Source organism: Streptococcus oralis, from assembly GCF_026782235.1.
Classification (GTDB): Bacteria; Bacillota; Bacilli; order Lactobacillales; family Streptococcaceae; genus Streptococcus; species Streptococcus oralis_CC.
The window spans coordinates 39,820-60,171 of sequence record NZ_JAKUWE010000004.1 but is presented as its reverse complement, the minus strand read 5'-3'; the positions used below and the strand labels follow the sequence as shown (position 1 = coordinate 60,171).

The window sequence follows — 20,352 nt, the reverse complement described above, 5'->3', positions numbered from 1 at the left end:
ATGTTCACTATCCTGTTAAAGTGGTATAATATAGCTATACGAGGAGGATCGATTTTGATTTATATAATTGGTTTTATTTGTTTTTTACTTTTAATGTTACTATTTAGTCGCTTAATTCAGCAATCAAAGAACCCTTCGGGCTTTCTAGGAAAACGAATGATGAAATTGTGGAATAGAGCCTACCTCCCCATGTTTGTATGGGCAATTCGTCATCTGGATAGGACATTTTACCCTGTAATCTTAGATGTGGGAGTTGGAAATGGTCGTTCAACCATCCTACTGAAAGAAACTTTTCCGCAAAGTACCATAACTGGAATCGATATTTCAGATACTGCAATAGCTCAAGCCAAACAGATAGAGATGACTAATCTAAATTTTGAACGAAGAGATGTTAGTGAGACAGGATTTTCTGATGAAAGTGTTGATTTAATCACAGCCTTTCAAACTCATTTTCATTGGAGGGACCTAGAGGCTTCTTTTATGGAACTTCGAAGAATACTCAAATCAGACGGGATGCTCTTACTGGCTTGTGAATATAACAAGTTGTCTTACTTTTTACCAGAGGTCCAAAGCGAAGAAGCATTTAGACGATTCTTGTTATCAGTAGGATTTGAGCTCGTAACTAGTCAAAGAAAGGGATCATGGATCCTTTATAAAATTGTTAAACATTAATGGAGGTACATCATGAAACAATTATTTTTATGTTCATACTTTGCTGGAGTCAAAAAGCTTTTTAGCGATTATGCAAAGGAAAAGAATCTAGAAAACAAGGTTTTATTTATTCCTACCGCTGGGAACAAAGAGGATTATACTGCCTATATCGATGAGGCTCAGCAAACATTCAAAGATTTAGGATTTGAGATAGAGGTTCTAGATATTGCTTCTTGTGATCGAGAAACTGCACAGGCAAAGATTTTCCAAAGTAAGATTCTTTATATCTCAGGCGGGAATACCTTTTATTTATTACAAGAATTAAAGAAAAAACAACTTCTATCTCTCATCAAAGAGCAAATAAGAGATGGGTTGGTCTATGTGGGAGAATCAGCAGGGGCTATCATTACAGCCAAGGATATTGACTACAATAAACTCATGGACGACAAGACGGTAGCGACAGAGTTATCTGATACAGCGGGATTGGATGAAGTGGATTTTTATATCCTTCCACATTATGGTGAGGAACCTTTTACCGATAGTAGCAAAAAGACCTTTGAAATGTATAAAAAGCAGCTTGAATTGCTACCGCTTCATAACCACCAAGCAATTATCGTTAACGATGAGCAAATAGATATCTTGACAATAGAATAACAGCGTGGTAGAATAACAGCGTGGTTGGAAGAACATTAATATTTTACCAATAAAACGATTAGCGGTTGATAATTCATTTAGTGGGAATCTGCCATGGATAGATTAATTTTATGAATTCAAGAAGGGAAAAGTTATGAAAATAAAAACGTTAGATAAAATAGGTGGGATTGTTTTCTTGTTTCTAACGATTACTACCATTGTCGTTTTTTTATCAGATACGAGCTTTTTTGAGTGGGCATTTACTAGACACCAGAATACTCTGAGTTGGTATATTCGCCCTCTCTTTATTATTCCAATTGTAATGGGAGCCTATAAAAAATCCTATAGCCTGATTTTCTTTTCTATATTTTGCCTATTTACTAGCATGTTCTGGTTTCCAAAGCCGGAAATAGTTGATGTAAAAGTAATTGAGTTTTTGAATTTTGAGAAGACTTATTTTACGAGCGGATGGAGTATTGAAAAAGTTATCATTCTGGCAACGATTCTAGCATTTTTTACGGCGATTATATCCTTAACATGGAGTAGACGTTGGTATGGATTATTAGCAACAGTAGTAATTGGAGCGTTTCTGAAGGTTGCCCATAGTCTTTTATTTAGTGGAGGAAGTGGCATATCGATTGTAAAACCAGCTGTTTTAGGATTGATTATCTGCATCTTAGTGATTTATTTCATCTTCAAAAGAAGAAAGTAAAAATAATAAAAGTTTATGGTCGCTTTTCTCTTGACAATTATTCACTTTGTGTGTAAAATGGAATAGATCTTGAACTTGAAGGGAGTGAAAAAAATGTCTAAAACAGTAGTACGTAAGAATGAATCTCTTGACGATGCACTTCGTCGTTTCAAACGTGCGGTTACTAAAGCTGGTACTCTTCAAGAAACACGCAAACGTGAATTCTATGAAAAACCTTCTGTAAAACGTAAACGTAAATCAGAAGCAGCTCGTAAACGTAAAAAATTCTAATTTGAAATGAAAGGCTAGACTTGTCTAGCCTTTTTTCTTTCCAAATAAATACTGTAAATCCTGCAAAAAAAGGAAACTTCCTACCACAATTTGATATAATAGTAGGGAGAACTCGATTGAAGGAGGAAAATATGTCGGTTTTAGTAAAAGAAGTCATTGAAAAGCTCAGATTAGACATTGTTTACGGTGAAGGCGATTTACTTGAAAAAGAAATCAATACTGCAGACATTTCTCGACCAGGTCTTGAAATGACAGGCTATTTTGATTACTATACTCCGGAGCGACTTCAACTGTTGGGAATGAAGGAATGGTCTTATTTAGTCTCCATGTCTTCTCACAACCGTTATAAGGTGTTGACCAAGATGTTTCAACCAGAAACACCAGTGGTTATTGTTGCGCGTGGTTTAGTAGTTCCAGAAGAAATGTTGAAAGCTGCTAGGGAATGTAAGATTGCGATTTTAACCAGTCGAACAGCTACTAGTCGCCTATCAGGAGAATTATCTAGCTATTTGGATTCTCGTTTGGCAGAACGGACCAGTGTTCATGGTGTCTTGATGGATATTTATGGCATGGGTGTCTTGATCCAAGGGGATAGCGGTATCGGTAAGAGTGAAACTGGTCTGGAACTTGTGAAACGTGGACACCGTTTGGTGGCAGATGATCGTGTAGATATTTTTGCAAAAGACGAAATGACCCTTTGGGGAGAGCCAGCTGAAATTTTGAGGCATTTACTTGAGATCCGTGGGGTGGGGATTATTGATGTGATGAGTCTCTACGGAGCAAGTGCAGTTAAGGATTCTTCACAAGTTCAACTAGCAGTTTATTTGGAAAATTATGATACGCATAAGACCTTCGATCGCTTAGGAAATAATGCTGAAGAAATCGAGATTTCTGGCGTAGCCATTCCGCGTATCCGCATCCCTGTAAAAACAGGACGCAATATTTCTGTTGTTATTGAAGCGGCTGCCATGAACTACCGTGCTAAGGAAATGGGCTTTGATGCGACACGTTTATTTGAAGAACGCTTGACAAATCTGATCGCTCAAAATGAGGTGAAAAATGATTAATCCAGTCGCATTTGAAATCGGTCCTTTTTCTATTCGTTGGTATGCTCTGTGTATTGTGGCTGGTTTGATTTTGGCAGTCTACCTTGCCATGAAGGAAGCTCCTAAAAAGAAAATTCTGTCAGATGATATTTTGGATTTCATTCTGATTGCTTTTCCAGTTGCGATTTTAGGTGCTAGACTATACTACGTACTCTTTCGCTTAGATTATTATCTGCAAAATCCAGGTGAAATCATTGCCATCTGGAATGGTGGTTTGGCCATTTATGGAGGTTTGATAGCAGGGGCTATTGTCCTTTATATCTTTGCAGATAGAAAGCTGATCAATACTTGGGATTTCTTAGATATTGCAGCACCGAGCGTCATGATTGCCCAGAGTTTAGGACGCTGGGGGAACTTCTTTAACCAAGAAGCCTACGGTGCAGCGGTAGATAGTTTGGATTATTTGCCGGGCTTTATCCGTGACCAGATGTACATCGATGGCAGCTACCGTCAGCCGACCTTCTTATATGAGTCGGTTTGGAATCTGATTGGATTTGCTTTGATTCTGATTTTTAGACGAAAATTAAAGGGAATCAGACGTGGTCATATCACTGCTTTCTACTTGATTTGGTATGGCTTTGGTCGTATGATTATCGAAGGAATGCGGACGGATAGTCTCATGTTCTTTGGTCTGCGAGTTTCCCAATGGTTATCAGTTGTCCTTATCGGACTTGGTATTTTTATCATACTTTATCAAAATCGAAAGAAAGCCCCTTTCTATCATACAGAGGAGGAAAAATAAATGTTAGAAGTTGCATATATACTTGTTGCGATTGCTTTGATTGTCTGTTTAGTCTATTTGACAATCACGATTCAAAAAGCAGGTCATATGATTGATGAGACAGAGAAAACCATCAAAACGTTGAGCTCAGATGTGAACGTTACCTTGCATCAGACCAATGAATTGTTGGCTAAGGTCAATGTGTTAGCAGACGATATCAATGTCAAAGTTGCGACGATTGATCCACTCTTTACGGCGGTGGCGGACTTGTCTGAGTCAGTTTCTGACCTCAACCAACATGCACGTGTTTTAGGCAAAAAAGCTTCATCTGCTGGTTCAAAGACCATTAAAACAGGTGCTGGCTTGTCAGCTCTTCGTGTCGCAAGTAAATTTTTCAAAAAATAAAAAAGGAGACATCTTATGGGAAAACTATCCTCTATCCTTTTAGGTACGGTTTCAGGTGCAGCTCTTGCTTTGTTTTTGACGAGTGACAAGGGTAAGCAAGTTTGTAGTCAAGCTCAGGATTTTCTAGATGATTTGAGAGAAGATCCAGAATATGCTAGAGAGCAGGTTTGTGAGAAACTAACTGAAGTGAAGGAACAGGCAACTGACTTTGTGCTGAAAACAAAGGAACAAGTAGAATCTGGTGAAATCACTTTCGACAGTGTCCTTGACCAAGCTAAAAACTGTGCTCGACAAGCTACAGAAGCGTCAAAAGAAACCTTTAACAATCTCAAGGAGCAGTTGCAAGAACAGTCAGCAACTCAAGACGTTGCTAAAGACCAAGAAGAAATCATCATCGATATTACTGAAGTATAAGGTATCACCATCTCTGGTTTTTGGAGATGGTGATTTTTATCTGCAAGCCTGTCTTTATGGTATAATAAGTACTATGCAGAAAAAACCAACGTCCGCCTACGTGCATATTCCCTTTTGCACACAGATTTGTTATTATTGTGACTTTTCAAAGGTCTTTATCAAGAATCAACCAGTAGATAGTTATCTGGAGCATCTGCTAGAGGAGTTTCGTTCCTATGATATCCAAAAGTTGCGAACTCTCTACATTGGAGGTGGGACGCCAACGGCACTGTCAGCTCCGCAATTAGAGGTGCTCTTAAATGGCTTGACTAAAAACTTGGACTTGTCAGTTTTGGAAGAGTTGACCATTGAGGCCAATCCAGGCGATTTGGACGCGGATAAGATTGCGGTTTTGAAACAGTCGCCAGTCAATCGTGTTTCCTTAGGTGTGCAGACTTTTGATGACAAAATGCTGAAAAAGATTGGGCGTAGTCATTTGGAGAAGGATATTTATGAAAATATCGACCGTCTTAAATTGGCTGGTTTTGACAATATCTCCATCGACTTGATTTATGCATTGCCTGGTCAGACCATGGAACAAGTAAAGGACAATGTAGCTAAGGCTATCTCGCTTGATATTCCTCATATGAGTCTTTATAGCTTGATTTTGGAGAATCATACGGTCTTTATGAACCGCATGAGACGAGGGAAATTGCCTCTGCCTAAGGAGGAACTGGAAGCTGAGATGTTTGAGTACATCATTGCAGAACTTGAGCGAGCTGGTTTTGAGCATTATGAGATTTCCAATTTCTCCAAGCCAGGCTTTGAAAGTCGCCATAATCTCATGTACTGGGATAATGCCAAGTATTATGGTATCGGTGCAGGTGCTTCAGGTTATGTGGACGGGGTGCGTTATAAAAACCACGGTCCTATCCGCCACTATCTCAATGCGGTAGAGGCAGGAAATGCTCGGATTACAGAAGAACACCTGAGCCAAAGGGAGCAGATGGAAGAAGAAATGTTCCTAGGCCTCCGGAAAAAATCTGGGGTTTCCATGGCGCGATTTGAGGAAAAATTCGGACGGTCCTTTGATGGACTTTATGGTGAAATCATCAGAGACTTGGTTCAACAAGGTCTCATAAAGATTGACGATGACCGTGTCCGAATGACAAAGAGGGGTCTCTTTTTAGGAGACACTGTAGCAGAACGATTTATTTTGGAGTAGAATAATGGGCTTAACTTATCAAATGAAAATGAAAATTCCTTTTGATATGGCGGACATGAACGGTCATATCAAACTTCCAGATGTGATTTTGCTGTCCTTGCAAGTATCAGGTATGCAGTCGATTGAGCTGGGAGTTAGCGACAAGGATATGTTAGAACGCTACAATCTGGTCTGGATTATTACAGACTATGCGATTGACGTGGTACGCTTGCCTCGCTTTGCTGAGGAGATTACGATTGAAACAGAAGCGTTGACTTACAATCGTCTTTTTTGCTACCGCCGTTTCACTATCTATGATGAAGCCGGTCAAGAAATCATTCGCATGTTAGTGACCTTTGTTCTGATGGACCGAGACAGTCGGAAAGTTCATGCTGTCGAACCGGAGATTGTTGCTCCTTATCAGTCTGAGTTTGATAAAAAACTCATCCGTGGGCCAAAGTATGCTAACCTAGAAGACCCGATCAGTAAAGATTACCATGTTCGTTTTTACGACTTGGATATGAATGGTCATGTCAATAACAGCAAATACCTGGATTGGATTTTTGAGGTCATGGGAGCAGACTTTTTGACCAAGTATATTCCAAAGAAAATCAATCTCAAATATGTAAAAGAAGTGCGACCAGGTGGTATGATTGCTTCAGCTTATGAACTCAAGGGATTAGAAAGCAAGCATGAGATTATTAGTGATGGCGAGATAAATGCCCAAGCTATGATTACTTGGCAAGAAATTGAAGGCAATTAGAAAGGGCGATATGGCTTATAAAGGTTATTTAATTGATTTAGATGGAACCATTTACAAGGGGAAAGACCGAATTCCGGCAGGAGAGGCTTTTGTCCATGAGTTACAAAAGCGAGAAATTCCTTACCTCTTTGTGACCAATAATACAACTCGTACTCCTGAGAGTGTACAAGAGATGTTGGCTAAGAATTTTAATATCAACACGCCTTTATCAACTGTCTATACAGCGACTTTGGCAACCATCGACTATATGAATGACTTGGGACTGGAGAAGACAGTCTATGTCATCGGTGAAGCGGGACTCAAGGATGCCATTCAGGCGGCTGGTTATGTCGAAGATAAGGAAAATCCTGCTTATGTGGTAGTTGGACTGGACTGGCAAGTTGACTATGAAAAATTTGCGACGGCGACTCTAGCTATCCAAAAGGGAGCTCACTTTATCGGAACCAACCCTGATCTCAATATTCCGACGGAACGTGGTCTTTTGCCTGGTGCTGGTTCACTGATTACCCTGCTTGAAGTAGCAACACGTGTAAAACCAGTTTATATCGGGAAACCAAATGCTATCATTATGGATAAGGCAGTTGAGCACTTAGGTTTGAAAAGAGAAGAGTTGCTCATGGTTGGGGACAACTACCTGACAGATATCCGAGCAGGGATTGACAATGGCATTCCAACGCTTTTGGTGACGACAGGTTTTACCAAGGCAGAAGAAGTAGCAGACCTACCAATCGCACCAACTCATGTGGTGTCTAGCCTTGCGGAGTGGAATTTTGATGAAAACTAAACTAACCTTTTGGGGAAGTATGCTCTTTCTCCTCTCCCTGTCTATCCTACTGACGATTTATCTGGCATGGGTTTTCTATCCCATGGAGATTCAGTGGCTGAACTTAGCGAATCGAGTCTATCTAAAGCCAGAAACCATTCAGTACAATTTTCATATCTTGATGAATTACCTGACTAATCCCTTTAGTCAGGTCTTAGAGATGCCGGATTTTCGTTCATCAGCAGCAGGTCTACACCACTTTGCGGTGGTTAAGAATCTCTTCCACTTGGTTCAGCTAGTCACTTTGGTGACACTTCCAAGTTTCTATTTCTTTGTTGGAAAGATTGTGAAAAAAGGCTTTTTGCCCCTATATCGTAAAAGTATCCTGATTCTAGTGCTATTGCCTCTAGTCATTGGCCTTGTAGGAGTGTTGATTGGTTTTGAGCAATTCTTTACTCTTTTCCATCAGATTCTCTTTGTGGGAGATGATACCTGGCTTTTTGATCCAGCAAAGGATTCAGTTATTCTGATTTTGCCAGAGACTTTCTTTCTCCATGCCTTTTTACTTTTCTTTGCTTTGTATGAAGGAATGTTTGGTTTCCTTCTCGCTAAAGCTGCAAGGAAATAGTGGAAAAAATTCTGTGTTTTTAATAAAAAACGAGAGAAGTTGCTCTACTCCCTATTTATTGTTAGGTTATCCTAAAGATAAACTTGCAAAGCAGGAGATTTTTGCAGAAAACAGTCTATTTTCTATGAAAAAATAGGCTTTTTTTCTAAAAATACCTAGTCAAGCGCTTTATTTTTTTGTATAATAGAAATAGCAAGTATAGATAAAAGAAGAGAAAAGCATGATTACACTATTTTTATCACCGAGTTGTACATCATGTCGTAAGGCAAAGGCTTGGTTAGAGACGCATAAAGTGCCCTTTCAAGAGCATAATATTATGACTAGTCCTTTAACAAGAAAAGAATTACAACATATTCTTTCCTTGACCGAAAATGGTACTGATGACATCATTTCAACTCGTTCAAAAATTTTTCAAAAATTGGATATTGATGTAGAGAGTATCTCGGTATCAGAGTTGCTTCAGTTGATTGAGCAATATCCTAGTCTTTTGCGTCGCCCAATTATTATAGATACCAAACGCATGCAGATCGGTTTTAATGAAGATGAGATTCGTGCTTTTCTCCCTCGTAGTTACCGTAAACAAGAATTGAAAGAAGCAACATTGAGAGCTGGTATAGGATAGATGAACAAACAGTATAGTTACCCACTAGATTTGTCGTGGAGCACTGAAGAACTTGCTTCAGTGCTTTCTTTTTTTAATGATGTTGAAGCTGCTTATGAAGATAAGGTAGAAGCAAAAAAACTGCTAGATTCCTATAAGGAATTTAAGTCTGTCGTTCCGAGCAAAAGTGAAGAAAAGCGTCTAGATCGCGAATTTGAGACGGCTAGCGGTTATTCCTTCTATCATGCAGTTCAATTAGCAAAAGAAAAAAGAGAAGGGAAGATTTCTCTTGGAAACTAAATTTGAATTTGCCAAACAGATTGTGCAGGAAGCTGCTAACTATATTTTGGCTCACATGAAAGAAGATTTGCAGGTTGAGCGCAAGTCTTCCCCTACTGACTTGGTGACACGTTTGGACAAGGAGGTCCAGGAACTCTTGGTTGATCGGATCAAGTCCTCCTATCCTGAGGACTTGATTTGCGCGGAAGAGGGTTGTTTACGTGCTGCAGTCGGTCAAGGTTCCGTTTGGGTGATTGATCCCATTGACGGTACCAATAACTTTGTCGCCCAGCAGGAAGATTTTGCTGTGATGTTGGCTTATTTTGAGGATGGTGTGGGCAAATTTGGCATTATTTATGATGTCATGAAAGGCGATTGCTATCATGGTGGTGGTGCTTTTCCTCCTTGCCGCAATAATGAGCCCTTACCGCCTTTTAAAAAGAAACCTCTTCAAGAATTTTTAGTTGCCGGTAACTCAGGTATGTTTGAAAGCAATGAGTGGGGCTTGGCGGATTTGGGTCGAGCAGCGTTGGGAGTCCGTGTCTATGGCAGTGCGGCCATTAGTTTTGCCAAGGTTTTATGTGGTCGTCTTATGACTTATATTACCTACTTGCAACCATGGGATTACGCTGCGGCCAGTATCTTAGGGGAAAGTCTGGGTTATCGTCTTCTTACGGTATCAGGTGAGCCCGCTGATTTTAAAACGCGTCAGCCTGTCATGATGGTGCCAATCGAGATGCAAGAAGAGATTCAGTCTTATATCTACGAAAGGAAAGAGAACTAAATGCAATTTCCAGAAGGATTTGTTGAAAAATATGAAGCGATACTAGAAGATGAGGCAAGAGACTTTCTTGCCTCTTTTAAACAAGAAGCAGTTTCGGCTTTTCGGGTCAATCCCTTAAAAGAAAGTCAGTTATCGTTTGCAGATGCTATTCCAAATACACCTTGGGGGTATTATGGTAAGGTTTCTGGAAAGTCACCAGAGCACGTGACAGGTTTCGTTTATTCGCAAGAGCCTGCAGCCCAAATGGTGGCCCAGGTGGCTCAACCAAGTCCTGGTATGAAGGTCTTGGACTTGGCTGCAGCACCAGGTGGAAAATCCACTCAACTAGCAGCTTATCTGGCTAATCAAGGAGTCCTTGTCTCCAACGAAATTTCAAGCAAGCGTGCTAAGATTTTAGTGGAAAATATGGAGCGATTTGGAGCGACAAACGTTGTCGTGACCAATGAATCTGCTGACCGCTTGGCCAAGGTTTTTAAAGGTTACTTTGATGTGATTGTCCTTGATGCCCCTTGCTCGGGTGAAGGCATGTTTCGTAAGCAGCCAGATGCCATGGATTATTGGAGTACTGATTATCCTAGTCAATGCGCTAGTCTCCAAAGAGAAATTTTAGAAAATGCAGTGACCATGCTTGCAGAAGGAGGACGTTTGGTCTATTCGACCTGTACTTGGGCACCTGAGGAAAACGAAGAAATCGTCCACTGGTTGCTGGATACTTATGATTTTGAATTGCTTCCAGTCGAGCATGTGAACGGTATGGTAGCAGGAATGGATCTTCCTGAAACGGCTCGGATGTACCCTCATCATTTCAAGGGAGAAGGTCAGTTTGTTGCCCACCTGCACTTTAAGGGACAAAATCCAGCACCTAAATTCAAAGATAGCAAGAGCAATCTCAGTCGTGAACAACCGGCCTTGTGGCATGATTTTGCCCAAAAACACTTGCAGATCAATCTAACTGGTATCTTGCAGACTTTTGGAGATCAGCTCTATCTCCTGCCAGAGATGCTACCTGATCTAGGGAAACTCAAAATTGCCCGAAATGGAATCCATCTGGGGACTTTTAAGAAGAAACGCTTCGAACCAAGCTTTGCTCTCGGTTTAGCCTTAACACCAAGTCAAGTAAAACAAAGGGTCGAAATCAATGATGAGGACTTTGTAAAATATGTGGCTGGTGAGACTGTTCAACTGTCTGAAGCTCGACCAAATGGTTGGTACCAAGTTGTGGTTCAAGGAAACGGATTAGGCTTTGCCAAGGTAACGGGAAATGTTTTGAAAAATTATTATCCAAAAGGGCTCAGATTCAGGTGAAAAAGCTAGTCAAAGAGCCTATTCTATGTTATAGTGGAAGTATGAATTTTTTCTGAAAGTCTTTCATTATTACTTATATTATACGATGGAATTGTCCGCTCCTAAGAATGACTAGATAAAACAAAGCGGGACAATCATTGATGATAATTGGATGATCAGGACAAACGGAAGAAATCAGAACATTTATCATTATGTTCAAGGAGAATAACAGTGAAAAAAAGAAAAAAGCTTGTCATGTCTCTTGCAGCTCTTTTGATGGCAGGTTCTCTAGCAGGATGTGCTAGCTGGATTGATCGTGGAGAATCCATGACAGCAGTTGGTTCAACTGCTCTTCAGCCTCTTGTCGAAGCGGCAGCAGATGAATTCGGTTCTAGAAACATCGGAAAAACAGTTAATGTTCAAGGTGGTGGATCGGGTACAGGACTATCTCAAGTCCAGTCTGGAGCAGTTGACATCGGGAACTCTGACGTCTTTGCAGAGGAAAAAGAAGGAATCGATGCTTCAGCTCTAGTAGACCACAAGGTTGCAGTGGCTGGTCTTGCAGTGATTGTAAACAAGGAAGTGGATGTTGAAAATCTCACAATCGAGCAACTTCGCAAGATCTTTACTGGTGAAGTAACTAACTGGAAAGAAGTTGGGGGCAAGGACCTGGCAATTTCAATCATCAACCGAGCAGCAAGTTCTGGTTCACGAGCGACGTTTGATACGGTGGTTATGAATGGCCAAGCAGCAATGCAGAGCCAAGAACAGGATTCTAACGGGATGGTCAAGTCGATTGTATCCCAAACACCTGGAGCTATTTCTTACCTGGCTTTTGCCTATGTAGATGACTCCGTGAAAAGTATGAAACTGAATGGGTATGAGCCTACGTCTGAAAATGTAACGACCAATAACTGGCCTTTGTGGTCTTATGAACATATGTACACACTTGGTCAGCCAAATGAGTTAGCTACTGAATTCCTGAATTTCGTTCTGTCAGATGAAGCCCAAAATGGGATTGTTAAGGGCATGGGCTATATCTCCATCAATGAAATGAAAGTCCAAAAGGATGCTTCAGGTACCGTTACAGCAGTAGAAGGAGGTCAATAATGAATCAAGAAGAATTATCAAAAAAATTACTATCTCCTTCAAAGAACTCTCGCCTTGAGAAGTTTGGTAAAGGTTTGACCTTCACTTGCCTTTCTTTGATTGTTATCATTGTGGCAATGATTTTGATTTTTGTAGCCCAAAAAGGCTTATCGACCTTCTTTGTCAATGGGGTCAACATCTTTGATTTCCTTTTTGGACAAACTTGGAATCCTTCAGGGAAACAATTTGGTGCCCTTCCAATGATTTTGGGTTCCTTTATTGTGACGATTTTATCAGCCCTCATCGCAACACCCTTTGCTATTGGTGCTGCAGTCTTTATGACAGAAGTATCACCAAAGGGTGCAAAGATTTTGCAACCGGCCATTGAACTCCTCGTCGGTATTCCTTCAGTCGTCTATGGATTTATCGGTTTACAAGTTGTGGTGCCTTTTGTTCGTAGCGTCTTTGGTGGAACTGGTTTTGGGATCTTGTCAGGGATTTTCGTTCTTTTTGTCATGATCCTACCAACTGTAACCTTTATGACAACAGACAGCTTGCGTGCTGTTCCTCGTCATTACCGTGAAGCCAGTTTAGCTATGGGAGCCACTCGTTGGCAAACCATCTGGCGTGTGACCTTGAAAGCAGCACGTTCAGGTATTTTCACTGCAGTGGTCTTTGGGATGGCGCGTGCTTTCGGTGAAGCCCTTGCTATTCAGATGGTGGTCGGAAATTCAGCAGTTATCCCAACCTCGTTAACAACACCAGCTGCGACCTTGACATCTGTATTGACTATGGGTATCGGAAATACCGTCATGGGAACGGTTGATAATAACGTTCTCTGGTCACTGGCCTTAGTCTTGCTCTTGATGAGTTTGGCCTTTAACAGTGTGATTAAATTGATTACGAAAGAAAGAGGAAAGAAAAACTATGCACGCTAAGAAATTAGATAAACTTGCAACAGCTGTCCTCTATACCATCGCGGGTATCATCGTGACCATTTTGGCATCTTTGATTCTCTATATCTTGGTGAGAGGGTTACCGCATATCTCTTGGTCCTTCTTGACAGGGAAATCTTCCTCTTATCAAGCAGGTGGGGGTATCGGAATTCAGCTCTACAATTCCTTCTTCCTTCTGGTCATTACCTTGATTATCTCTGTGCCTTTATCTATGGGGGCTGGCGTATTCCTTGCTGAGTATGCCAAAAAAGGACCTGTGACCAATTTTATTCGCACCTGTATTGAGATTTTGTCTTCTCTACCATCAGTCGTTGTGGGTCTCTTTGGTTACTTGATCTTTGTAGTCCAGTTTGAGTATGGATTTTCAATCATTTCAGGTGCCTTGGCCTTGACGGTCTTTAACCTCCCTCAGATGACTCGAAATGTTGAGGACAGTTTAAAACACGTTCACCATACGCAACGTGAGGCTGGTTTGGCTCTTGGAATTTCTCGTTGGGAGACTGTAGTCCATGTCGTCATTCCAGAAGCCCTTCCAGGTATTGTAACGGGTGTTGTCTTGGCATCTGGCCGTATCTTTGGTGAGGCCGCCGCTCTTATCTATACGGCAGGACAATCCGCTCCAGCCCTTGACTGGTCTAACTGGAATATCCTCAGTGTTACCAGTCCTATCTCAATCTTCCGTCAAGCAGAAACCTTGGCGGTCCACATCTGGAAGGTCAACAGTGAAGGAACCATTCCTGATGGAACCATTGTATCTGCTGGTTCTGCTGCTGTGCTCCTCATCTTTATCTTGATTTTTAACTTTGGAGCTCGCAAACTCGGAAGCTATTTACACAAGAAATTAACCGCTGCCTAAAGGAGAAGCCATGTCAAAATATAACTGGGATGAAAAGCATATCATCACCTTTCCTGAAGAAAAAGTGGCCCTCTCTACCAAGGATTTACATGTTTACTACGGTAAAAATGAATCCATCAAGGGCATCGATATGCAATTTGAAAAAAATAAAATTACAGCCTTGATTGGTCCTTCTGGATCTGGGAAATCTACCTATCTTCGCAGTCTCAATCGGATGAATGATACCATTGATATTGCCAAGGTCACAGGTCAAATCCTCTACCGAGGGATTGACGTCAACCGTCCAGAAATCAATGTCTATGAGATGCGCAAGCATATCGGAATGGTCTTTCAACGTCCAAATCCATTTGCCAAGTCTATTTACCGCAACATCACTTTTGCTCATGAACGTGCAGGTGTTAAGGACAAGAAAGTACTTGATGAAATTGTAGAAACCTCTCTCCGACAGGCTGCCCTTTGGGATCAGGTCAAAGACGACCTCCACAAATCAGCCTTGATGCTTTCTGGTGGACAACAACAACGTCTCTGTATCGCTCGCGCCATCTCTGTCAAGCCAGATATCCTCTTGATGGATGAACCGGCGTCAGCCTTGGATCCGATTGCGACAGCCCAACTGGAAGAAACCATGTTGGAATTGAAGAAGGACTTTACCATCATCATCGTTACCCACAGTATGCAACAGGCTGCGCGTGCAAGTGACTACACAGGATTTTTCTACTTGGGTGATTTGATTGAGTATGATAAGACATCCAATATTTTCCAAAATGCTAAGTTACAGTCAACCAATGACTATGTAACAGGACACTTTGGTTAGAAAGGAAGCAGTATGACAGAACCGATTTTGCAGGTTAAAGACCTGTCCGTTTATTACAATAAAAAGAAGGCCTTGAATAGTGTTTCCCTTTCTTTCCAACCTAAGGAAATAACCGCCTTGATTGGTCCTTCTGGATCAGGAAAGTCCACCCCGCTCAAAGCCATCAACCGCATGGGCGATCTAAATCCTGAGGTGACAACAACTGGAACAGTGATTTATAATGGCCACAATATCTACAGTCCACGTACCGATACGGTTGAATTGCGTAAGGAAATCGGTATGGTTTTTCAACAGCCCAATCCCTTCCCTATGTCTATCTATGAAAATGTTGTCTACGGCCTACGTATCAATGGAGTCAAGGATAAACATGTTTTGGATGAAGCAGTAGAAAAAGCTTTGCAACGTGCTTCTATCTGGGATGAGGTCAAGGATCGCTTGCATGATTCAGCCATTGGTCTCTCAGGTGGCCAACAACAACGTGTTTGTGTTGCTCGTGTCTTAGCAACCAGTCCCAAGATTATTCTCTTGGATGAACCAACTTCAGCTTTGGATCCTATCTCGGCTGGTAAGATTGAGGAAACCTTGTATGGTCTGAAAGATAAATACACCATGCTCTTGGTAACGCGTTCGATGCAACAGGCCTCTCGTATCTCTGATAAAACAGGATTTTTCCTAGATGGGGATTTGATCGAGTTTAACGATACTAAGAAAATGTTCCTAGACCCACAAAACAAGGAAACAGAAGATTATATTACAGGAAAATTTGGATAAGGAGTTGAATGATGTTACGATCTCAATTTGAAGAAGATTTGGAGAAATTGCACAACCAGTTCTATGCCATGGGACAAGAAGTGCTCTCACAAATCAATCGTACAGTGCGTGCCTTTGTCACACATGACCGTGATTTGGCAAAAGAAGTTATTGAGGAAGATGCAGAAGTAAATGGATATGAAGTGAAACTTGAAAAGAAATCATTTGAAATGATCGCGCTTCAACAACCTGTTTCTCAGGACCTCCGTACTGTATTGACCGTTCTCAAGGCAGTATCGGACCTGGAACGTATGGGAGACCATGCGGTGTCAATCGCAAAAGCAACTATTCGTATGAAGGGGGAACAACGCATTCCTGCAGTTGAAGAAGAAATCAAAAAGATGGGACGCGATGTGAAAAACTTCGTCGAAGCGGCTCTAGATCTCTATCTGAACGGTTCGGTGGATCAAGCCTACGAAGTAGCAGCGATGGACGAAAAAATCAACCATTACTTTGATAGTATTCGTGATCTTACTACAGAGGAGATTAGGAAACATCCTGAAGCCATCGTTACAGGCCGTGATTACTTCCAGGTAATTTCCTTCTTGGAACGTATCGGAGACTACGCTAAAAATATCTGTGAATGGGTTGTTTACTTTGAAACAGGGAAGATTGTCGAACTATAAGAAACGGTTTAAATATACAGAATAAAAGGCTGATTGTGATAAATCAGTCTTCTTTTTATGAAAGGAATTATTTTATATTCAAAATCTCTAAAAGGGTTGACAACTATTTTTAAAAGAGTTATAATTATTCAGAAATAATAGAAAGGTCGTTTATTTATGAAATTTAAGAAATGGATATTAGTTGTATGTAGCATGCTAGCCAGCGTGATTTTAGTAGCTTGTCAATCCAGTACGGATAGTTCCCAGTCAGCTGTGGACGCTATTAAACAAAAAGGAAAGCTAGTCGTTGCGACCAGCCCAGACTATGCACCTTTTGAATTCCAATCATTGGTAGATGGTAAAAACCAGGTGGTTGGGGCAGATATTGATATGGCTCAAGCGATTGCGGATGAGCTTGGGGTTAAACTTGAAATCTCTAGCATGAGTTTTGACAATGTTTTGACCAGCCTTCAAACTGGAAAGGCTGACTTAGCCATTGCAGGAATTAGTGCTACAGATGAGAGAAAGGAAGTCTTTGACTTTTCAATTCCTTACTATGAAAACAAAATGAGTTTCTTGGTGAGAAAATCCGATTTAGACAAGTACAAGGATCTCTCAAGCCTTGCAAGTGCGAATATCGCAGCTCAAAAGGGAACTGTTCCAGAAACCATGGTCAAGGAACAATTACCAAATGTCCAATTGACATCCTTGACCAATATGGGTGAAGCAGTTAATGAATTGCAGGCTGGAAAAGTAGATGCTGTTCATATGGATGAACCAGTTGCTCTTAGCTACGCAGGTAAAAACTCAGATCTTGTCGTTGCATCTGTTAATTTGACGATGAAAGATGGCGAAGCCAATGCTGTTGCTATCAAGAAGGATCAATCAGACCTGAAAGCAGTAGTCGATAAGGTTATCCAAAAACTGAAAGATGACGGAACCTATCAAACTTATCTTGAAAAAGCAGCAAAACTAACAGAAGTTGAACAATAAGAAAAAGCAGAGTGGGACTTTAATCCAATTCTGCTTTTAGGTATTCTAATAACTCTTCTAGATTTTCGAGAGAGACTTTGGCAAACTGATAAGGACAGGTATCCAAATAAGCCTTCTCAAAAAAGTCTAGTTTGAGTGAGCTGTGTTTTAAACTGGTGATTTTAGGGTAGTCTCTCAAATCAAGCAAAAGACCATCATGTAGAGGATAGTGGGGCAAGGGACAGGTGTTTTCTTCAAGCACTTTCTTTATCTGAGTCTGATAGTTCTCTTGAAGGGTCAGTCTGGCCAGTCGATTTTTTTCAAATAGCCGGCTATCGATGTAAAGAGAGAGAGCCTTTTGCATGATGAGATTGCTGTCATAGTCCAGGATATTTTTGTAGGAAATAAAGGCCTTTTTTAGGGCATTTGGGAGAATGAGAGCGGTAATACGAAGGGCTGGAAAGAGGCTGGTTGAGAAGGACTTGATATAAATGACCCGATCCCCAGTGTCCAGATAGTGGAAGGTCTGCCCTTTTTTAGGGTCTAAATCTCCTAGATAGTCATCCTCTACGATGTAAACACCATACTGGTTTGCTAGATCTAGAATAGCCCTTTTTTCCTGATCAGAATAGGAATGACCTAGAGGATAGTGGAAGCGAGGAATAGTGTAGAAAAACTTGATTTTCCCAGATTTGAACTGTTCTTCCAGTTCTTCAAGGTCAATGCCATCAATACGGCGTTCAATGGTCTGGTAGGCTAATCCTTGAGCGACCAAGAGGCGATTCATTCGGTGGTAGGTCGGTTGTTCGACCAAAATCTCCTCTCCCTCGCTCGGAAAGTTGATCTGAGAAAGGATAAAGAGAGCTTGCTGGGTACCAGATGTTAGAACCAGTTGGTCGGGTTTGCAGTAGAGAGCCTGGTCAAAGAAGAGTTGATGGACAGATTGTCTGAGTTCCTCAAGGCCTTCTTGGTTATCATAGTAGTTGAAGAGATAGTTTTCTCGACCTATCAGGGTTTCATTGACACAGAGCCGAAAGTCGTCATAGGCACTGGCATGTTCGTCAGTGACTTCGATTTCCAAGTCCTGATGCCGCCCCTGTTCTAGAACATAATAGCCACTTTGGGGCTTGGCATAGAGATATTGTTCATGGCGTAATTCCAGTAGGGCTCGTTGGATAGTGTCCTTGCTACAGTGGAAGTCTTGGCTCAGTTGACGTATGGAGGGAAGCCGGTTACCTGTTGGGAATTTTCCTGATTCGATCCCCTTTTTTAGAAAGGAAACGACTGCTTGGTATTTACTTTCTTTCTTCATTCCAGACCTCCCTTGATTTTGTTACATTGTACCTTTTTTTTGCCTCCTTTGCAATGGGAAAAGCATTTCTCCCTTTCACAACTAGGAGCAAATGTGGTATACTTAGAAAGTATAATGATTCATTGAACAGAAGATAAGAAAGAGAATGGATAGAAAAGTGCAGGAACCGGTTAAATTATTTCAATACAATACTCTAGGTGCCCTAATGGCAGGTCTCTATGGTGGAACCATGACAGTAGGAGAGTTGCTGGAACATGGTGACCTCGGCTTGGGGACTTTGGATTCGATTGATGGGGAGTTGATTGTCCTTGATGGCAAGGCTTATCAAGCCAAGGGATCTGGTCAAACGCCTGAAATCGTTGAAGTGGCAGCGGATGCTCTTATTCCCTATGCAGCAGTGGTTCCTCATCAGGCAGAAGTGATTTTTCGCCAGCGCTTTGAGATGACAGATAAAGAATTGGAAAAAAGAATTGAATCCTATTATGATGGGGAAAATCTTTTTCGTTCCATCAAGATTCATGGCGAATTTTCACAAATGCACGTGCGAATGATTCCCAAATCCACACCTGATACCAAGTTTGCTGATGTCGCGACTCACCAACCTGAATATAGCCGTGAAAATGTATCGGGAACCATTGTTGGATTTTGGACACCGGAGATTTTCCATGGAGTGAGTGTTGCAGGTTACCATTTGCATTTCATCTCAGATGATTTGACCTTTGGTGGGCATGTGATGGACTTTGTTATCAAAGAAGGAATGATTGAGGTTGGGGCAGTCGACCAGTTGGACCAACGTTTTCCAGTCCAAGATCGCCAGTATTTATTTGCCAAATTTAACGTTGACGAGATGAAGAAAGATATTGATAAGTCAGAATAGGAGAAAAAAATGACAGTACATATTATCCTTACCATGATTGCTTTGGTTCTCATTCTAGTAGGTGGAACTTGGTATGCCAAAAAACGGTTTAAAATCTCTCTTGCAGTGATGGGCTTGGGGGCAATTGCATTTTTTGTTTCTTCTCAAGTGTTAGAGAAGATGGTTCATCTTCTGGTACTCCATCCGCAAAAAGATGGAACCATTCCGCTCATGCAGGAGCAACCTTTCTTATATGTCCTTTATGGAATCGCGATGGCTGCCCTCTTTGAGGAAACGGCTCGTCTTGTCTTTTTTAAATGGTTGGAGAAAAAGAGAAAGTTGGAAGATAGAGATGCTTGGGCTTATGGCTTAGGACATGGGGGCTTGGAGATGCTCTATCTTGGAATGGGAAGTTTGATTAGCCTTTTGATCCTCTTTTCACTCCTACAATCTTCAAACTCTGATGCGGCGAATCTTCTTACGAAAAGTACATTAGAAACAGTTCAGTCTCTATCAGCATGGCAGATCTATCTACTAGGAGTTGAGCGTGTCCTTGCTCTGGTTCTCCAAATTAGCCTTACTGTCTGGGTCTATCAAAGTGTCCGTCAAAAGAAATGGATCTATCTCGTTGCTGCCTATGGCTTGCATGCTTTGTTTGACTTAGCTCCAGCTCTATCTCAAGTGGGATGGATTACAAATCCGCTTCTAGTTGAGTTCATTCTTCTCGCAGAACTTATAGCTCTTGTCTGGCTAACAAAATCTACATTTTGGAAAAAATCATAAAAAGAGGGGTGACCTCTTTTTTTATTTGAAGATTGGATACAGAAATTTCCAGTCGTCAAAAATCTTTAAAAATGGTATAATGAAATCACTTTACAAAAGGAT

Annotated in this window: 26 protein-coding genes; 25 read left to right on the top strand and 1 reads right to left on the bottom strand. The window is 41.1% G+C overall.

Features of this window, described 5'->3' with window-relative positions:
* The first annotated feature begins 54 nt into the window (after window positions 1–54).
* The 23 genes from MK396_RS06595 (at window position 55) to MK396_RS06485 (ending at window position 17,320) form a co-directional block, all read left to right on the top strand.
* Complete coding sequence (locus tag MK396_RS06595; protein ID WP_198459440.1) at window positions 55–672, top strand: class I SAM-dependent methyltransferase; 618 nt, start codon at window positions 55–57, stop codon at window positions 670–672.
* 12 nt (window positions 673–684) lie between these two features.
* Window positions 685–1,305 (top strand): Type 1 glutamine amidotransferase-like domain-containing protein, encoded by a 621-nt coding sequence (locus MK396_RS06590; protein WP_000811175.1) that lies wholly within the window; start codon window positions 685–687, stop codon window positions 1,303–1,305.
* Between the two features lie 133 nt (window positions 1,306–1,438).
* Window positions 1,439–1,996 (top strand): hypothetical protein, encoded by a 558-nt coding sequence (locus tag MK396_RS06585; RefSeq protein WP_268724072.1) that lies wholly within the window; start codon window positions 1,439–1,441, stop codon window positions 1,994–1,996.
* 93 nt (window positions 1,997–2,089) lie between these two features.
* Window positions 2,090–2,266, top strand: coding sequence for a 30S ribosomal protein S21 (gene rpsU / locus MK396_RS06580; protein WP_000048054.1), 177 nt, complete (start codon window positions 2,090–2,092; stop codon window positions 2,264–2,266).
* A gap of 131 nt (window positions 2,267–2,397) precedes the next feature.
* Entirely contained in the window at window positions 2,398–3,333 is a 936-nt protein-coding gene (gene hprK / locus MK396_RS06575; RefSeq protein ID WP_000115136.1) for an HPr(Ser) kinase/phosphatase, read from the top strand.
* Entirely contained in the window at window positions 3,326–4,114 is a 789-nt protein-coding gene (gene lgt / locus MK396_RS06570) for a prolipoprotein diacylglyceryl transferase (protein WP_000609715.1), read from the top strand. Before hprK ends, lgt begins: the two co-directional genes overlap by 8 nt.
* Window positions 4,115–4,498, top strand: coding sequence for a DUF948 domain-containing protein (locus tag MK396_RS06565; RefSeq protein WP_268724071.1), 384 nt, complete (start codon window positions 4,115–4,117; stop codon window positions 4,496–4,498). It begins immediately after the preceding gene.
* Window positions 4,499–4,513: 15 nt separating this feature from the next.
* Window positions 4,514–4,912, top strand: coding sequence for a YtxH domain-containing protein (locus tag MK396_RS06560; protein WP_268724070.1), 399 nt, complete (start codon window positions 4,514–4,516; stop codon window positions 4,910–4,912).
* A gap of 73 nt (window positions 4,913–4,985) precedes the next feature.
* Window positions 4,986–6,116 (top strand): radical SAM family heme chaperone HemW, encoded by a 1,131-nt coding sequence (hemW, locus tag MK396_RS06555; RefSeq protein WP_268724069.1) that lies wholly within the window; start codon window positions 4,986–4,988, stop codon window positions 6,114–6,116.
* Window positions 6,117–6,120: 4 nt separating this feature from the next.
* Complete coding sequence (locus tag MK396_RS06550) at window positions 6,121–6,858, top strand: acyl-[acyl-carrier-protein] thioesterase (protein ID WP_268724068.1); 738 nt, start codon at window positions 6,121–6,123, stop codon at window positions 6,856–6,858.
* Window positions 6,859–6,868: 10 nt separating this feature from the next.
* Window positions 6,869–7,642, top strand: coding sequence for a TIGR01457 family HAD-type hydrolase (locus MK396_RS06545; protein WP_049538306.1), 774 nt, complete (start codon window positions 6,869–6,871; stop codon window positions 7,640–7,642).
* Window positions 7,632–8,249, top strand: coding sequence for a TIGR01906 family membrane protein (locus MK396_RS06540; RefSeq protein ID WP_268724067.1), 618 nt, complete (start codon window positions 7,632–7,634; stop codon window positions 8,247–8,249). The genes MK396_RS06545 and MK396_RS06540 overlap by 11 nt, the downstream gene beginning before the upstream one ends.
* Before the next feature lie 220 nt (window positions 8,250–8,469).
* The gene (locus MK396_RS06535; RefSeq protein ID WP_000631261.1) at window positions 8,470–8,871 is read left to right on the top strand and encodes a Spx/MgsR family RNA polymerase-binding regulatory protein; all 402 of its coding nucleotides are present in this window, start codon (window positions 8,470–8,472) and stop codon (window positions 8,869–8,871) included.
* On the top strand, window positions 8,872–9,150 hold the full coding sequence (locus MK396_RS06530; protein WP_268724066.1) for a UPF0223 family protein: 279 nt from the start codon (window positions 8,872–8,874) through the stop codon (window positions 9,148–9,150). It begins immediately after the preceding gene.
* Window positions 9,140–9,913, top strand: a complete 774-nt coding sequence (locus MK396_RS06525) for an inositol monophosphatase family protein (protein ID WP_268724065.1) — start codon at window positions 9,140–9,142, stop codon at window positions 9,911–9,913. Before MK396_RS06530 ends, MK396_RS06525 begins: the two co-directional genes overlap by 11 nt.
* Window positions 9,914–11,218 carry an RsmF rRNA methyltransferase first C-terminal domain-containing protein gene (locus MK396_RS06520; RefSeq protein WP_268724064.1) on the top strand — a complete coding sequence of 435 codons (1,305 nt, stop codon included), beginning with the start codon at window positions 9,914–9,916 and terminating at the stop codon, window positions 11,216–11,218.
* Window positions 11,219–11,428: 210 nt separating this feature from the next.
* On the top strand, window positions 11,429–12,307 hold the full coding sequence (locus MK396_RS06515) for a phosphate ABC transporter substrate-binding protein PstS (protein WP_268724063.1): 879 nt from the start codon (window positions 11,429–11,431) through the stop codon (window positions 12,305–12,307).
* Window positions 12,307–13,224, top strand: coding sequence for a phosphate ABC transporter permease subunit PstC (gene pstC, locus MK396_RS06510; protein ID WP_001070951.1), 918 nt, complete (start codon window positions 12,307–12,309; stop codon window positions 13,222–13,224). Before MK396_RS06515 ends, pstC begins: the two co-directional genes overlap by 1 nt.
* Window positions 13,214–14,098 (top strand): phosphate ABC transporter permease PstA, encoded by an 885-nt coding sequence (pstA, locus tag MK396_RS06505; RefSeq protein WP_268724062.1) that lies wholly within the window; start codon window positions 13,214–13,216, stop codon window positions 14,096–14,098. Before pstC ends, pstA begins: the two co-directional genes overlap by 11 nt.
* A gap of 10 nt (window positions 14,099–14,108) precedes the next feature.
* Window positions 14,109–14,912: a phosphate ABC transporter ATP-binding protein PstB gene (gene pstB, locus MK396_RS06500; RefSeq protein WP_000049851.1), complete on the top strand. Its 804-nt coding sequence runs from the start codon at window positions 14,109–14,111 to the stop codon at window positions 14,910–14,912.
* A 12-nt stretch (window positions 14,913–14,924) separates the two neighbouring features.
* A complete protein-coding gene (gene pstB, locus MK396_RS06495) occupies window positions 14,925–15,683 on the top strand; it encodes a phosphate ABC transporter ATP-binding protein PstB (RefSeq protein WP_268724061.1) in 759 nt (252 codons plus the stop codon).
* Between the two features lie 11 nt (window positions 15,684–15,694).
* Window positions 15,695–16,348, top strand: a complete 654-nt coding sequence (gene phoU / locus MK396_RS06490) for a phosphate signaling complex protein PhoU (RefSeq protein WP_268724060.1) — start codon at window positions 15,695–15,697, stop codon at window positions 16,346–16,348.
* A 156-nt stretch (window positions 16,349–16,504) separates the two neighbouring features.
* The gene (locus MK396_RS06485; protein ID WP_268724059.1) at window positions 16,505–17,320 is read left to right on the top strand and encodes an ABC transporter substrate-binding protein; all 816 of its coding nucleotides are present in this window, start codon (window positions 16,505–16,507) and stop codon (window positions 17,318–17,320) included.
* Window positions 17,321–17,339: 19 nt separating this feature from the next.
* On the opposite strand, the gene MK396_RS06480 is transcribed toward MK396_RS06485, so the two are convergent.
* Window positions 17,340–18,611 carry a PLP-dependent aminotransferase family protein gene (locus tag MK396_RS06480; RefSeq protein ID WP_268724058.1) on the bottom strand — a complete coding sequence of 424 codons (1,272 nt, stop codon included), beginning with the start codon at window positions 18,609–18,611 and terminating at the stop codon, window positions 17,340–17,342.
* A 145-nt stretch (window positions 18,612–18,756) separates the two neighbouring features.
* Here MK396_RS06480 and budA point away from each other — a divergent pair, with 145 nt between their 5' ends.
* Both budA and MK396_RS06470 read left to right on the top strand, forming a co-directional pair.
* Window positions 18,757–19,488, top strand: coding sequence for an acetolactate decarboxylase (gene budA / locus MK396_RS06475; protein ID WP_000375405.1), 732 nt, complete (start codon window positions 18,757–18,759; stop codon window positions 19,486–19,488).
* A gap of 9 nt (window positions 19,489–19,497) precedes the next feature.
* Complete coding sequence (locus MK396_RS06470) at window positions 19,498–20,250, top strand: YhfC family intramembrane metalloprotease (RefSeq protein WP_268724057.1); 753 nt, start codon at window positions 19,498–19,500, stop codon at window positions 20,248–20,250.
* Window positions 20,251–20,352: the final 102 nt, after the last annotated feature.